This window comes from Mesorhizobium sp. WSM4823, from assembly GCF_055811195.1.
Map to the genome: position 1 here is coordinate 1 of NZ_JBVVQL010000031.1, position 14762 is coordinate 14762.

Consider the following 14762-nt stretch of genomic DNA (forward strand, 5'->3'; position numbering starts at 1 on the left):
GCCCGCCGAAGGGCGAAAGCCGGCGACCCCAGCCCTCAAGACCAATGCGCTTCTGCCGCCTTGCGGATCGCCCAGAGAGCGCAGTTCCCTGGCCCCACACGCGGGGCAATTCTTGAGAGAGCGCCGGCCGCATACCTCGTGTATTGCCTGCGGCTTTCGCGCTCCTCGAACTCGACTGGCCCCGCAAATCCAATGCCCGATGCGATCGCTCTTGGAGCACGTCACCTGGGAGGGCGAGAAAAGAGTGTCGGGGAACGGGTACGAGCTGCCTCAGTCGTGCGTTCGATGGAAAGCACTGTGTGAGGCGGACGCTCCCCATCATGCAGTAACAGGAGATGATCACCGATTTCCTTATCCGCTGCCGTGAGCCGATGATTCAGGCGAAGAAAATCCATCCAGGTTGGCGTGCGGAATGTCTCTGTCCAGATCGAAGGCGTTTGAAGATTTCGCTGCAGTGTCCAGTTACGCGCACCAGCACGGCTCTGAACATGCCGCCTTGCGCGCATGTAGCCCAGAAAGGTCTCGATATTCTCTTCGGATATACGATACTCCACTTTCACCACTATGGGGCCACTTCTGGGCTTTAAGTCGAGTGCCAGCTCAGGCGGCCGAAAATCCGAACTTTCCTGATCCGTTTCCTCCCATGGACCGACCGGAAATAGTATTCCCGCAGCTGCAACCAGCAAAAGAGCGCCTGCGGCGCCCTCCAAAGCCCAGCCTAAGGAGTAGTTCTGTGCGACAGTACCCCAGATCCAGCTGCCCGCCGCCATCCCGCCTGCGCTCAACGCGTAGTAGATCGACAATGTGCGGCCGACCACCCACCTGGGGCTTGCCAGCTGCACCGACACGTCGATGCCAGTCCAGGTGATGAGCCAACCCGCGCCGCCAAGTGCCAGCGAAATCGCCGCCACAGGGATCGATGATGTGAGTGCAAGCGAAAGGCAACATGCTGCACAAGCGACGGAGGCGAAGGACACCAGCCTGTTTTGAGACGTGACCCGCCTCAGAAAGCTATTGCTCATGCCCGCGATGAAAGCACCCATCCCGAAGCCGGCCAGCAAGATGCCGTAGATGATGGGTCCGCTTTTCAGCTGGTCCCGGACAAGCAGAGGCAGCAATGCAAGGATGGAGATGCTTGCCAGGCCGAAAAGGGTCGCACGAGCAATTGCTGCCCTGATCTCCAGGGACATCACCGTGAAGCGCACTCCGTCATGAATTGCCATCGTCATTCGTTCACGAGGGAGAGGGGAAGTGCGAACATCCCATCGAGTACGCCATATTGCGGTTAGCGGCGCCAGATCACTTAAGGCTGCCAAGGCGAAAGCGGCCAGCGGTCCAAAGAACGCCAAGACCACGCCCCCCAAAGCCGGACCGAGGCTACGCACAATATTGTATCCGACGGACATGAGGGTGACCGCGGCCGGGATATCCCTTTTGTGAAGGATATCGCCAACAGAAGCGTGCCAGGCCGGATCATTCAAGGCAAAGCCGCAGCCGGCCAGGAATCCCAGGCCGAGAATTAGCCAGGGACCGGCAAATCCGAGGCCCACAGAAATCATCAGCGTCGTTGACGCCAAGGCTATCAGGCAGTGTCCCGCAAACATCACCCATCGGCGGCTGAAGTTGTCGGCAATGGCTCCTGCCAGGATCGAAAGGAGGAATACCGGCAAGGTGGATGCAGCCTGCACGAGTGCAACCATCAGATCCGAAGCGGAAATCGTGGCCATCAGCCAACTGATCGCCACCGTTTGCACGAGCCAGCCGAGGCTGGATATTTGTGTGGCCGTCCAGATCGAGCGAAACACCGGATTTCGAAAGGGAGCGAGCGTTGTTGAGGAAGGCAGATGGGTATTGTTTTCGGACTGCATGATGATGCCTTAGAGGGCCGCTTATTCAAATTCTCGGCTGCACTGCTGCCGCTACAATGTTGATCTATGCACCGGAAGGGCCGACCTATCGACAAGGATGACCCGTCGAGGCTGTGCATGAGCTCTGTCGGCTCCACTCTCCCAGGCTGGCGCCGACAACCCTTGCGGCAAGATAACATTGCCGATTGTGCTGATCGACAGAATCGCCTGCAACTTTGATCGCTCTCGCGTCACCGCGCCAGCGCCCGTGAAGCTTGCCGGCGACCGTTTTTTGGCAGACCCGTTTGCTCGTGTCATCCCTGACCACTCCCTGTGCATGACCGCCGTGCGGCTAAATTCCTATGATGAGGGCGCCTCCGCTGAGACCGGCACCGGCTGCCGCAAGAAGAATCTTTTCACCGGGCCGAAACGGCTGCGCCCGATGCGAAAGCGAGAGCGAGAGCGGGATGGTCGCTGCGGAAGAGTTGCCGTAGTCGGCGATCGTCTTGACGATCGCTTCATCTTCTATTCCGAGAACCCTGCCGACCGCATCGAAAATCCGCGCATTGGCCTGGTGTGGCACGAACCGGTCGATGTCTTGCGATCCCATACGGGCAGCAGAGAGGGCGTCCTGCGAGCAGCGTGACATCATCTCCACGGCCTTGGCGAACACTTCGCGGCCGTCGGCGATCGTCATCCAGGTCTGCTCGAGCTCCAGCCCGTCGTGGAACGGTGTGTTGCTTCCGCCGGCGGGAATCTTTATCAGTCCGTGGCGCGAGCCGTCCGAGGCCAGCGCGGCGCCGAGGATGCCTCGATCCGGCTCTTCGCACGGGACAACCACCACGGCGCCGGCGGCATCGGCAAACAGCACCGCGCTTGCGCGCTCGGCTGGATTGATGCGGCGGCTGAGGATGTTGGCGGCAATGACCAGGCTCGCTTTGCCATGCAGGCGGGTGTATCCGTCCGCGAACATCAGGGCATAGATGAAGCCGGCGCAGGCGCCTGTCAGGTCAACAGCACCGGCGTGACCCAGTCCGAGCCGATGTGCGACCAGCGGTGCACTGGGCGGCAGAAGGTGGTCGGGCGTAGACGTCGCGAGCAACAGCAGGCCGATATCGTCACGGTCGACCCCGGCATTTGCCAGCGCCATGTCGCCGGCCCGCGCGGCAAGGCCCGATAATGTATCTTCGCCCGTTGCCCAGAAGCGCGAGCGGATTCCGGTGCGCCGCTCGATCCAGCCGGGTTCGAGCCCGAGACCATCTTCGATTTCCGCATTCTCGACCTTGCGCGCCGGCGCATGATGACCGAAGCCCAGTATGCGCGACGACCGGCTCATGACCGCGAGCCGAAGCGTTCGCCGGCCTCCTCGATGGCGTCATGGAGCCCGTCCAGCTCGTCTCCGGTGATGCAATAGGGCGGCAGAAGATAAAGGACATTGCCGAGCGGGCGCACGAGCAGGCCGCGCTCGAGGAAAAAAGCGCGCAGCTTCGGCCCGATCTCGGCAAGATAACCGGCTGAGCCGGTGCGCAGATCGAGGGCCGCGATCGTGCCGGTCGCCCGGCTGTCGGCGAAATATGGATTGTCCCGGAAGCGGTGAAGCCCGGCCGCCTGCTTCGTGCTCAAGGCGGCGATCCGCTCGGCCACCGGCTCGTCACGCCAGATCTCGACATTGGCAAGTGCCGCCGCACAGGCAATCGGATTGGCGGTGTAGGAGCTCGAGTGGAAAAAGGTCTTCCTGCGGTCTTCGGAATAGTGAGCCTGGAAGATGGCATCGCTGGCGAGCGTGGCTGCCAGCGGGACGGAGCCGCCGGTCAAGCCCTTCGAGGTGCACAGCATATCCGGAGAGATCGACGCCTGTTCGCAGGCGAACATGGTTCCAGTGCGTCCCCAGCCGGTCATCACCTCGTCGGCGATCAAGAGCGTGCCGGAAGCCTCAGCGATCCTCTTCAATTCGGTCAGAACCCAGGCCGGATACATCAGCATGCCGCCGGCGCCAAGCACGAGCGGCTCGATGATCAGCGCGGCGGCGCGGCGGTCACGAGACAGGGCCTCGAAACGATCAAGCGTTTCCTGCTCGCGCCCCGCGGCCGGAAAAGGAATGATGTCGACCTCGAACAAAAGCGGTTCGTAGCAGGCATTGAACACGCCCCGGGCGCCGACACTCATCGTGCCAATCGTGTCGCCATGATAGCCGTGTTCCATCGCGACGATGCGCGAGCGCGGCGCGCCGATGTTGCGGAAATAGCCGAGCGCCATCTTCAGCGCGACTTCAACGCAGGTAGAGCCGCTGTCGGAGTAAAAGACCCAGTCGAGGCCCGGCGGTACCATTTCGATCAGCGCGGAGGCCAATTGCTCTGCCGGCTGATGGGTGAGGCCGGCGAAGATCACCTGGTCAAGCATCTCGGTCGCAATCCGGATCGCTTCCATGATCCGTGGATGGCGGTGGCCGTGAGTGACCACCCACCAGGAGGAGATTGCATCGAGGATACGCCTTCCGTCATTCGTGTGTAGCCAAGCGCCTTCGGTGCGGACAACGGCCGGCATGGGCGGCTCGATCGCATGCTGGGTGAATGGATGCCACACGCGCGACCCCGACATCACTCGCCTTCGGCAATCTGAGCGAGGTCGAAGCCGGCAATCATCGCCTTTCGCAGAGTTTCGCGCGTGAGCGGAGCCAGGTGTGGCAATCTGCCGAGCTGACGCACCGCGCCCAATTCGGTGATTGTCCTTTGCGTATCGGCCGCCTCTTCACCGACAAAGGCAACGCCGATCAGCGGGATGGAGCGAACCCGCAGGGCTTCGATGGACAGCAGAGTGTGGTTGATCGTGCCGAGCTCGGTGCGGGCGCACAGGATCACCGGCAGCCGCCATTCAGCGAAGATGTCAATGAATCTTGTCTGTCGGTTGATCGGCACCATCAGTCCGCCAGCACCTTCGATGACGAGCGGTGTGGGCAAGACTGGAAAAGCAAGATCGGCAGCCTCGATCGAGACACCGTCGATTTCGGCAGAACGGTGCGGCGACAGCGGGCTCCTCAAGCGGTGGGCCTCCGGCAGCACGCGCCCTGATGGCAGGCCAGCGAGCCGTTCGACCACCTCACTGTCGGTCTCCTCATCGAGACCCGATTGCACCGGCTTCCAGTAGAAGCCGTCAAGCAGGCCTGCGAGCCCCGCGGCAAAAACCGTTTTGCCAATTCCCGTATCTGTTCCGGTGACCACGATGCGCTTGCTCATGCCGTGGCCAACACTTCGGCAAGCGTCTCGACCATGGCCGAAATGTCAGCTTTGCCGACATTGAGCGTCAGCGAAATGCGCAGCCGCGAGGTACCCTCCGGCACGGTCGGCGGACGAATGCCGCGTATGTCGAAGCCGCGGGCCTGCAGAGCCGCCGCGATCGCCATTGTGCGCGTCACCTCCCCAATGAAAAATGGCTGAATTTGCGAACCGCTGGGCTTGGCTCCGCAACGCTCGGCCAGTTGCCGGCCTGCAAAGGCAACGTGCTCGTGCAACCGAATACGGCGCATCGGCTCGTCGACCAGCATTGCGAGCGCTTCGCGCGCCGCCGCTGCCATGAGCGGCGATGGCGCGGTGGCGTAGATAAACGGCCGGCAGCGATTGACGATATAGTCGCACAGTACTCCCGGCCCGGTGACGAGCGCGCCGGATGCACCCAGCGCCTTGCCGCATGTATGAAGGGCCATGATGTTGTCGCGGCCCTCGAACGCCTGGGCCAGCCCGCGGCCCGCCGATCCCCAGACCCCGGTGGCATGTGCCTCGTCGACCAGTATGAATGCCTCGTGCCGATCGGCAAGCTCGACCAGGCTCTCGATCGGCGCCCGGTCGCCATCCATGCTGTAAAGGCTCTCGACCCCGATCCAGATGCGCCCGATGCCGCCTTCGGCGCGCCAGCACCGGATCGCGTCCTCAAAAGCATCAATGTCATTGTGCGTCACCAGCCTGAACGCGGCGCGTCCAGCCCGCGCCCCTTCATGCATGCTGGCGTGCGCCAGTTCATCCAGGATCAGCAGGTCGCCTTTTTTCACAAGGGTGCTCAGCAGGGCGAAGTTGGCGACATAGCCGCTGCCGAAGAACAGCGCCCGTTCGGCCCCGAAGAACGCCGCCGCATCTGCCTCCAATGCCTCATGCTCCGGCGCGTTGCCGCGCAGAAGCCGCGATCCGGTAGCGCCGACCAGGGTGCCCCGCTCGATTGCGGCCGCGACTGCATCGCCAAGTCTCTTCGAGGCGGCAAACCCGAGATAGTCGTTGGAGGAGAAGTCCAACCCGACCCGCGGCGCCAATGTGCGCAGCCGGTCCTTGCGGGCCAGCCCCAGCAAGGTGGCTTCATAGCGGGCGAGCGGTGGCTCGTTCATTTCGCCTCGCATTGCATCGGTTCGATGCCGAGACGTCTAAATAAACGAGTATCCTTGTCCTCCCCGGGATTGTCCGCCGTCAGAAGCGTGTCGCCAACAAACACGGAATTCGCCCCTGCAAAGAAGCACAGCGCCTGGGTCTCGTCGCTCATCGCCGTCCTGCCGGCGGAGAGCCTGACATACGACTTCGGCATCATGATGCGGGCGAGCGCAATGGTGCGGATGAAATCGATCGGCTCGATGGGTTCGGCATCGGCAAGCGGCGTCCCCTTGATGGGGATCAGCATGTTGATCGGCACGCTTTCCGGCGGCTCGGGCAGGTTCGCCAGCGTTACCAGCATATCGATGCGATCGGCCTTTTCCTCTCCCATCCCGACAATGCCGCCGCAGCAGACCTTGATCCCAGCCTCGCGCACGCGCCCAAGCGTTTCCAGCCGGTCGGCGAAGGTCCTGGTTGAAACGACCGTGCCGTAATAGCGCTCGGACGTGTCGATGTTGTGGTTGTAGTAGTCGAGACCGGCCGCCTTCAGGCGCTGCGCCTGGCTGAGTTCGAGCATGCCGAGCGTCATGCAGGTCTCCATGCCAAGCGCCTTCACGCCTTCGATCATGGCGAGCACTGCCTCCATGTCGCGCTCCTTCGGACTGCGCCAGGCAGCGCCCATGCAATAGCGGGTCGCGCCAGCATCTCGTGCCTTGGTCGCCTCCTCGATGACATGTTTGACCTCCATCAGCTTCGATGCCTTCAGGCCGGTTTCGTGATGCGCAGACTGGCTGCAATAGCCGCAATCCTCCGGGCATCCGCCGGTCTTGATGCTGAGCAGCCGCGCCAGCTGCACCCGGTTGCGATCGAAGTTCTGGCGATGGATGGTCTGGGCCAGGAAGAGCAGATCGTTGAACGGCATGCCGTATATAGCGTCGGCCTCTTTGCTGTCCCATCGGGGCAGTGCTGCCTCCATCGACTGCGTGGCACAGTTCGAGTCGCACTCCTCGTTCATTCCCATCTTCATCGTCAAAAACCTCTATTGTTGACCAGCGAGCGCACTCACGAGTCCGTCCAAATGGCGAGCCCCGTCCGATGGGCTGGTCGGTGAGCGCAATATCGGAATACCGGGTATTGAAGGTGAGCCGCATGAAACCTGCTTTTCCGAGCCTCTTGTCTGAGCGTGCAGCCCGAGCGCGTTGCTCCTCATTGTGTTTCCCTTAGTTCAAATGAGTGCTGATGTTCCCGCGACACGGCATGTCCAGGCCAATGTCGAGAATGGGCGCGCTGTGTGTCAGCCATCCGACCGAGATGAGGTCAACTCCTGTCGCGGCAATCGCCGGAGCCATTTTCGGTGTCACCCGGCCGGAAGCCTCGGTGATGGCGCGGCCACCGACCATTGCCACGGCGCGGGCAAGGTCCTCAAGCGACATATTGTCGAGCAGCACTGCGTCGACGCCCAGCGTGAGCGCTGTATCGAGTTGCTCAAGAGTGTCGACCTCGACCTCGATCTTCACCATGTGCCCTGCGGCGGCGCGCGCCCGCTCTATTGCCGTGCGAATGTCGCCGGCGATCGCGATGTGGTTGTCCTTGATCAGCACGGCGTCGTCGAGCCCGAAGCGGTGATTGGCGCCGCCGCCGACGCGTACCGCATATTTCTCCAGAGCCCGCAGGCCGGGCGTCGTCTTTCGCGTGCACACGATCCTCGCCTTGTGGCCACGCACGGCTTCGACCATCGCCGCCGTGGCCGTGGCAATGCCGCTCAGACGGCACAGAAAATTGAGCGCCGTGCGCTCGGCCGTGAGCAGGCCTCGCGCCGGTCCGCACAGCATGGCGATAGTCTCGCCCCCCGCGACATCGCTGCCGTCAGCGCGCCAGATTTGCATATCGATCGCAGGTTCGACGAGCATGAAGGCGAAAGCGGCCAGATCGAGCCCGGCAACGATCCCCGTCTGTCGCGATTTGAGCACCAACGTGGCCGTGCGATCACGCGGGATCACGGCGTCGCTGGTCAGATCGCCGCATCTGCCCAGGTCTTCGAGCAGAGCACCGCGCACGATCGGCTCGATCAGGGTTGAGGGGAGGGGTGAGAACGAATTCATGTTAGGGTGCTCCGTATCGGTGCCCGCCAGCTGAGTCCGATGGCGGTCTGTATTGCGCTGCGCAGTGTCAGCCGTGACTGGCGCGCATGCGCATCGCGTCCGGGGAAATCGGAACGACAGTGCGAGCCGCGGCTCTCTTCGCGCCGCAGGGCCGCAATGGCGATCATCAGCGCGACCAAGGCGGGGTCGGAGGCGGCACTGTCGTGAGCAGCAATCGGCAACAGGGCCGCGACGCCGTCGCGTAGCGTCTCGCCATTGCGGATGATGCCGAGCGCGGCGGAGACGACTGGGCGGATGCCGGAGGCGTCTGGCCGTTGAGGCACGAATGCGGAACACACGCGCTGTCGCCGGGTGTGTGATACGTCGGCGACGCTTTCAGCAACCCAGGCCGCTGTGACCACCGCTTCGATAAGCGAGTTGCTGGCAAGTCGGTTCGCGCCGTGCAGACCGGTGCATGCGACCTCGCCACATGCCCACAATCCCTCGACGGAGCTGCGGCCGGCAGCGTCTACAGCAACACCGCCCATGTGATAATGTGCCGCCGGACGCACCGGGATCAGGTCGGTCGCGGGATCGATGCCGGCCTGGCGGCACAAATCGGCGATTGCCGGAAAGCGCTTGTCAAATCTGAGGCCCAGACATTGCCTTGCGTCCAGGAACACACGGCGCCCGACAGCGAGCTGGTGCCAAACCGCGCGCGCAACCACGTCGCGAGGCGCAAGCTCGCCCCCTGAGGTTTCAGCGAGGAAACGCTCTCCTTGCTCGTCGACGAGCACAGCACCCTCGCCACGCACCGCTTCGCTCACCAGCGGCATCGGCCGCCGCGGACCCTCGAGGGCGGTTGGGTGGAACTGCACGAATTCCAGGTCTGCGAACTCCGCCCCGGCACAGGCGGCGAGGGCGAGTCCCTGTCCACATGAGCCAGGCGGGTTTGTCGTATCGGTAAACAAGCCGCCGATGCCGCCGGTCGCCAGAACCGCGCGGCGCGTTGGCAAGGCGATTGCGCCCGTGCACCCAGCCGCGACCACGGCGATGATCGCCCCGTCTTCCACGATAAGCCGGCGAGCCTCCACGTTCTCCAGGATAGTGATGGAGGCTGTGCGCCGTGCCGCGGCGATCAGCGCGCGGACCAGCTCGCGACCCGTGGCATCGCCCGCCGCATGCACGATCCGCCGCTGCGAGTGCGCCGCTTCAAGCCCGAGCCGCAACGCGCCGTCAGCGCGTCGGTCGAATGCCACACCGAAGCGTTCTAGAGTCCTGATCGCTTCGGGTGCAGCTTGGACCGTTCGCCGCACCGTCGTCACGTCGCAGAGGCCGTCGCCGGCTGCGAGGGTGTCACAAAGATGAAGTTCGGGACTGTCCTCGCCGCCGACACTTGCCGCAAGACCGCCTTGGGCGAGTTCGCTGCTGGCGCCGGTTCCCAGCCCCGCATTGGACAGAAGCACAACCGGTTCCGGCGCCAGATGAAGCGCCGTCATCAGGCCTGCCACACCGGCGCCGATGATGACCGGCGCACCGCCGATGTCATGAACGTCGAGGCTCATATGGAAAGCATACGCTCGACCGAGCGGCGCGCGCGCCCTGCAATCTCGGGATCGATCCGAACCTCATGCCGGTTCTCCTCGAGTGCGACGCGAATATTAGCCAGCGTGATGCGCTTCATGTGCGGACACAGATTGCAGGGGCGGATGAACTCGACCTCGGGATGCGCGACCGCGACATTGTCGCTCATCGAACATTCCGTTAGCAGGACGACGCGCGGCGGTTTCTCCCGCTCGACATATTCCAACATGGCCGCGGTCGAGCCGGAGAATTCCGCCTCTGCCACAATCTGTGGCGGGCATTCGGGATGGGCGAGCACGATGACCCCTGGATGCGCATCGCGCAGTTCCCGGATGTCGGCCGACGTGAATCGCTCATGCACTTCGCAGTGGCCCTTCCAGGCGATGATCTCGACCTCCGTCTGCGCAGCCACGTTTTTCGCCAGATACTCATCGGGCACCATGATCACACGCGGCACGCCGAGCGATTCCACAACCGCCCTGGCGTTGCCCGAGGTGCAGCAGATGTCCGACTCCGCTTTTACAGCCGCCGAAGTGTTGACGTAGGTGACAACCGGGACCCCCGGATAGCGCTGCCGCATCAGTCGCACGTCTTGTGCCGTGATCGAATCGGCCAGCGAGCAACCGGCGCCGAGATCCGGGAGGAGGACGATCTTGTTCGGATTGAGCAGCTTGGCCGTCTCGGCCATGAAATGCACGCCGGCAACCACGATGATTTGCGCCTCGACCGTAGCCGCCTTGCGGGCCAGTGCGAGGCTGTCGCCGACAATGTCGGCCACGCAGTGGAAGATCTCCGGCGTTTGGTAATTGTGCGCAAGGATGACCGCATTGCGATCGCGCTTCAGCGCCAGGATGGCTTCAATGTCGCTGGTGAAGGCCGGCCATTCGACCGGCGGGATCACCCGCCGGACGCGCTCGTACAGGGACGCAGCCGTAGGTAACGCCCCAGTCATCAGCGCCTCCGATTATATTCGATCTGACAATAAGGGGAATATGTCTACCTTGACTATAAGTATGTCAAGCCCGCGCGAGCGGCAATTTTGTCCCGGCCACAGCCCTGTCGTCGAGAACGGCATGGCGGAACCGATAGAGCTTTGCCGGTCGCCCGCCCGTCTCGAGGGAGGTCTCGCCAGTTTCCTCGACCAGCTCTTGCTGCTCGACAAGTCTTCGGAAGTTCGGCTTGTTGATGAGCCTCCCGGCGAGCGCCTCCACGGTCCGCTGCAGCTGAAGCAGCGTGAACGATGGCCTCATGAGCTCGAACACCACCGGCCGGTACTTGATCTTAGAACGGAGCCGCGCAATGCCGGTCGCCAGGATTCGTCGATGGTCGGCGATCATTGCCTTGCCAGATACCGCCGCAGGTGCGACGTCCCGTCCGCCACCAGCCTCTTCGATCAGGGCAGATTCATAGAGCAACTCATAGCGTTGGAGCGTGAGTTCCTCGTTCCAATTGCGGTCGTCGAAAGCGAAGGCAATCGCGGCGCGCTGCCGGCGTTCGCGTCGCGTGGTCGCATCGCTGGCGCCGTCAGCCCACTCGATCAGGCGTGGTCGTAAAATCTCGAGCACCACGGGCGTGCCGGAGCGATGGTCCTCCCAGGGAAAATACTCGTACCAACTCCGCCACCCACAGTTGGTGGAGCCCGTTGCCTGGTCCTTCCGAGTGAGTGCCAGATAGCTGATTGAGATGGCGCGTTCCTGGCGCTCGGCCCCTATGCGGTCCCGATCGGCGAAGGTGTAGAGCTGCTCGATGTACCCCAGCGGGTGGCCGGTCTGTTGCTCCACCCAGCCCCTCAGACCGGATTGCAGCGATCGATGCTCTAGCGCATATGGTCCGGACGGAAGCGTATCCGCATTCCCGATGGTGAGAAGGCAGGGTTCACTGTCGTTTACGGCGACGACAACGGCGATCAGGTCCACTTTTGCTTCGTCGGCCTTGACCGCAGCTCGGCCTTTTCTGGTTCCTTTTGCCTGATGGTCCATGTTCGCGATAATGAGTCGGCCCCAAATGCAGGGTGATTGAATCGATTGAATTTAAGCGTTGCTGCACGAACGTCAACACCGCACAGCTGGACGTCTTTTTTAGCTCTTCGCACTCGCACAAAAATATGCCAAACGCGACACCCGCGGCGGGTAACGCTAGGGAAGGAAGCGTCGGGTGAGCGCAACTGGTGAGACAAAGGCGATGACACCGCCGGATGTTCAAATGCGGAAAGGCCAGACTCCACTCGTCTGCCTGACGGCCTATACGACGCCGATCGCCAGACTGGTTGATCCACACTGCGATATCGTTCTCGTTGGCGACAGCGTTGGCATGGTACTGCACGGCCTCTCGTCGACGCTGGGCGTCACTCTCGACATGATGATCATGCACGGTCAGGCGGTGCGCCGCGGTCTGGTGCGATCCTTAATGGTCGTAGACCTGCCATTCGGTTCCTATGAAGAGAGCCCCGAGCAGGCCTTCCGCAACGCTGCGCGCCTGATGGCGCAGACAGGTTGTGCAGCTGTGAAGCTCGAAGGCGGTGAGAAAATGGCCGAGACCATTCGCTTCCTTGGCGCCCGCGGCGTCCCTGTCATGGCCCATGTCGGTCTAACGCCGCAGGCGGTCAATACTTTCGGTGGCTACCGCGTCCAAGGGCGGGGAGACGATGCCGAGCGCATCAGACGCGATGCCAGTGCGGTTACGGAGGCCGGCGCCTTCTGCGTGGTGCTGGAGAAAGTGCCCGAGCCCCTCGCAAAGCGCATCACTGCGGAGATCGCCGTCCCAACCATAGGCATCGGCGCCTCACTCGCCTGCGACGGCCAGATTCTGGTGAGCGACGATATGCTCGGGCTTTTCAGCTCCTTCCGGCCGAAATTCGTCAAGCGCTACGCCGAACTAGGCGAACAGGCCGATGCAGCGATTGCGGCTTATGCCGCTGACGTGAGGAGACGGTGCTTTCCGGCGGCGGAACATCTCTACACCAACGACCCGAAGACCGGAGACGTCATATGAGCGCGCCGATCGTTCGAACCGTTGCCGAGCTCCGCGCTGTTGCCGCGCGATGGCGTCGCTCAGGCGCCAGTATCGCCCTTGTGCCGACCATGGGGGCCTTTCATGAAGGCCATCTGAGTCTCGTGCGTGCGGCGCTTCAAAAGGCCGATCGGGTCGTGGTGACGCTGTTCGTCAACCCCAAGCAATTCAACAGTGCTGCCGACCTCGCTGCCTATCCTCGCACGGAAAACGAAGATGCTGCAAAGCTCGCGCCGCTGGGCGCGCATTTGCTCTATGTGCCGGATGCTGAGGAGATGTATCCGCGAGGCTTCGCCACGACCGTTTCGATGTCCGGCATCAGCGAGGGCCTGTGCGGCGGCTTCCGGCCGGGCCATTTCGATGGCGTGGCGACGGTCGTTGCCAAGCTCTTCCTGCAGTCCGGCGCTGACTTGGCCTGTTTTGGCGAAAAGGACTTTCAGCAGCTTCAGCTGGTCAGGCGCGTGGTTCGGGACCTGGACATTCCAATCACCGTCCTGGCCTGTCCGACCGTCCGCGAAGCCGATGGTCTTGCACTATCCTCGCGCAATCTTCGGCTCTCGCCAGCACAGCGCGCCATTGCCCCAAAGTTGGTAGCGGTCTTGCTCGGGGTGGCGGACCGGCTTGCGCGCGGCTCTCCTGTCCCGCCCACTCTAGCCGAAGCGCGCGCAGCAATTCTGGCTGCAGGCTATCGCGAAGTCGAATATCTGGAACTTCGCGGCGAGGCGGATCTGCAACCGCTGACGAGCCTTGACCGACCAGCACGCTTGCTCGTCGCGGCATGGCTCGGCGACATACGGCTGATCGACAACATAGGAATGTCACCGATTGGTGCATTAGACGCTCGCGGCGCTGAGTCGCCACACAAACAGCCTCATCAACCAAAATAGCAGAGCAATGCCGGCGATTAAACTGACGAGCTCGCACACGTTGCCTCGATCGCCGAGCATTTAAACCAAGATCTCCGTCTGCGATCGAGCAACGGCACGGAGGTTATGCAAGCGCAGATGCATCGCGTGTTTGAAGATTTCCTCGAGCAACTCTCCGAAAGCGTCGATGCCGTCGATCTGCGTGAGGCAATGGCCTCTGCCGCGGCCGCATTCGACTTTCCGCTCTTCGCCTATTTCAGTTACCCGTCGGCCTCCGGCCAGAAGCCGTGCTTGATTTCAAATTATCCGTCCTCCTGGACATCTCGCTATATGCAATTGCGCTACCACAGCCATGATCCGGTCATCCTGCGCGGGCTTCAAGGCTGGGAAACCTTCGACTGGGGTGTCGATCGACCTCGGCAACATCTCGCGGCTTCACAGCAACGAATTCTGGAAGAAGCAGCTCGGTATGGCATTCGTGGCGGATTGACCATGTCGATGCACGACCATCGCGGCCGCTTTGCTGCGCTGACCTTCGCATCCGACCAGTCCCGTCCGCCTCTCTTGCGGTCACTGACACGCTACGAAAAAGCATTGCAACTGGTGGCGGTCAGCTTTCACATATGTGCCCGGCGCAGGCTCGCCGAAGATTGCGCGGTGGATGGCGTAATCCTGACCCCGCGGGAGTTCGAATGCTTGAAATGGGCGGCGGACGGCAAGTCGGCTTGGGATATCAGCCAGATTCTCAGCGTCTCCAAACGCACCGTGACCTTCCATCTGGAAAACGCCAAGGCAAAACTTGGTGTGAGAACCATCAACCAAGCTGTAGCACGGCTGGCTGCTTCCCGTCAGTCGAGATCCTGATTCCTTTCTTCGGATACCTGTAAAGGTCTACAGGCTGCATCAGTGCCGGCTTTGGTCTTCGATAGCGGGAATACATCCCGCACGGAGGGTACGCATCCGGTGAAGACCGCAGACGTGCGTATCCGGTGGCCATGAGGACCTGAGCACCGGGTCAAGCTTTCG

13 protein-coding genes are annotated in these 14762 nt (G+C 62.4%); 3 read left to right on the forward strand and 10 right to left on the reverse strand.

Annotated features, from left to right (window positions below; all coding sequences use genetic code 11):
- Positions 1 to 221 precede the first annotated feature (221 nt).
- The 10 genes from AC0L26_RS31460 to AC0L26_RS31505 form a co-directional block, all read right to left on the reverse strand.
- Complete coding sequence (locus AC0L26_RS31460; RefSeq protein ID WP_473636015.1) at positions 222 to 1868, reverse strand: MFS transporter; 1647 nt, start codon at positions 1866 to 1868, stop codon at positions 222 to 224.
- Between the two features lie 331 nt (positions 1869 to 2199).
- The gene (locus AC0L26_RS31465; protein ID WP_473636016.1) at positions 2200 to 3183 is read right to left on the reverse strand and encodes a beta-ketoacyl-ACP synthase III; all 984 of its coding nucleotides are present in this window, start codon (positions 3181 to 3183) and stop codon (positions 2200 to 2202) included.
- The gene (locus tag AC0L26_RS31470; RefSeq protein ID WP_473636017.1) at positions 3180 to 4445 is read right to left on the reverse strand and encodes an adenosylmethionine--8-amino-7-oxononanoate transaminase; all 1266 of its coding nucleotides are present in this window, start codon (positions 4443 to 4445) and stop codon (positions 3180 to 3182) included. The genes AC0L26_RS31465 and AC0L26_RS31470 overlap by 4 nt, the downstream gene beginning before the upstream one ends.
- Entirely contained in the window at positions 4445 to 5080 is a 636-nt protein-coding gene (gene bioD, locus AC0L26_RS31475; RefSeq protein WP_473636018.1) for a dethiobiotin synthase, read from the reverse strand. Before bioD ends, AC0L26_RS31470 begins: the two co-directional genes overlap by 1 nt.
- A complete protein-coding gene (locus AC0L26_RS31480) occupies positions 5077 to 6216 on the reverse strand; it encodes an 8-amino-7-oxononanoate synthase (protein WP_473603542.1) in 1140 nt (379 codons plus the stop codon). Before AC0L26_RS31480 ends, bioD begins: the two co-directional genes overlap by 4 nt.
- Positions 6213 to 7223, reverse strand: coding sequence for a biotin synthase BioB (gene bioB / locus AC0L26_RS31485; RefSeq protein ID WP_473636019.1), 1011 nt, complete (start codon positions 7221 to 7223; stop codon positions 6213 to 6215). Before bioB ends, AC0L26_RS31480 begins: the two co-directional genes overlap by 4 nt.
- A 193-nt stretch (positions 7224 to 7416) precedes the next feature.
- Positions 7417 to 8298, reverse strand: coding sequence for a carboxylating nicotinate-nucleotide diphosphorylase (gene nadC, locus AC0L26_RS31490; RefSeq protein ID WP_473564863.1), 882 nt, complete (start codon positions 8296 to 8298; stop codon positions 7417 to 7419).
- Positions 8295 to 9842, reverse strand: coding sequence for an L-aspartate oxidase (locus AC0L26_RS31495; RefSeq protein WP_473564864.1), 1548 nt, complete (start codon positions 9840 to 9842; stop codon positions 8295 to 8297). The genes nadC and AC0L26_RS31495 overlap by 4 nt, the downstream gene beginning before the upstream one ends.
- Complete coding sequence (nadA, locus tag AC0L26_RS31500; protein ID WP_473636020.1) at positions 9839 to 10813, reverse strand: quinolinate synthase NadA; 975 nt, start codon at positions 10811 to 10813, stop codon at positions 9839 to 9841. Before nadA ends, AC0L26_RS31495 begins: the two co-directional genes overlap by 4 nt.
- Before the next feature lie 64 nt (positions 10814 to 10877).
- Positions 10878 to 11840 carry an NUDIX hydrolase gene (locus tag AC0L26_RS31505; RefSeq protein WP_473603544.1) on the reverse strand — a complete coding sequence of 321 codons (963 nt, stop codon included), beginning with the start codon at positions 11838 to 11840 and terminating at the stop codon, positions 10878 to 10880.
- Between the two features lie 175 nt (positions 11841 to 12015).
- Here AC0L26_RS31505 and panB point away from each other — a divergent pair, with 175 nt between their 5' ends.
- From panB to AC0L26_RS31520, 3 genes are all read left to right on the forward strand, one after another.
- Entirely contained in the window at positions 12016 to 12852 is an 837-nt protein-coding gene (panB, locus tag AC0L26_RS31510; RefSeq protein WP_473605950.1) for a 3-methyl-2-oxobutanoate hydroxymethyltransferase, read from the forward strand.
- Positions 12849 to 13757 carry a pantoate--beta-alanine ligase gene (gene panC / locus AC0L26_RS31515; protein WP_473636021.1) on the forward strand — a complete coding sequence of 303 codons (909 nt, stop codon included), beginning with the start codon at positions 12849 to 12851 and terminating at the stop codon, positions 13755 to 13757. Before panB ends, panC begins: the two co-directional genes overlap by 4 nt.
- A 117-nt stretch (positions 13758 to 13874) precedes the next feature.
- Complete coding sequence (locus AC0L26_RS31520) at positions 13875 to 14600, forward strand: LuxR family transcriptional regulator (RefSeq protein ID WP_473636022.1); 726 nt, start codon at positions 13875 to 13877, stop codon at positions 14598 to 14600.
- Positions 14601 to 14762: the final 162 nt, after the last annotated feature.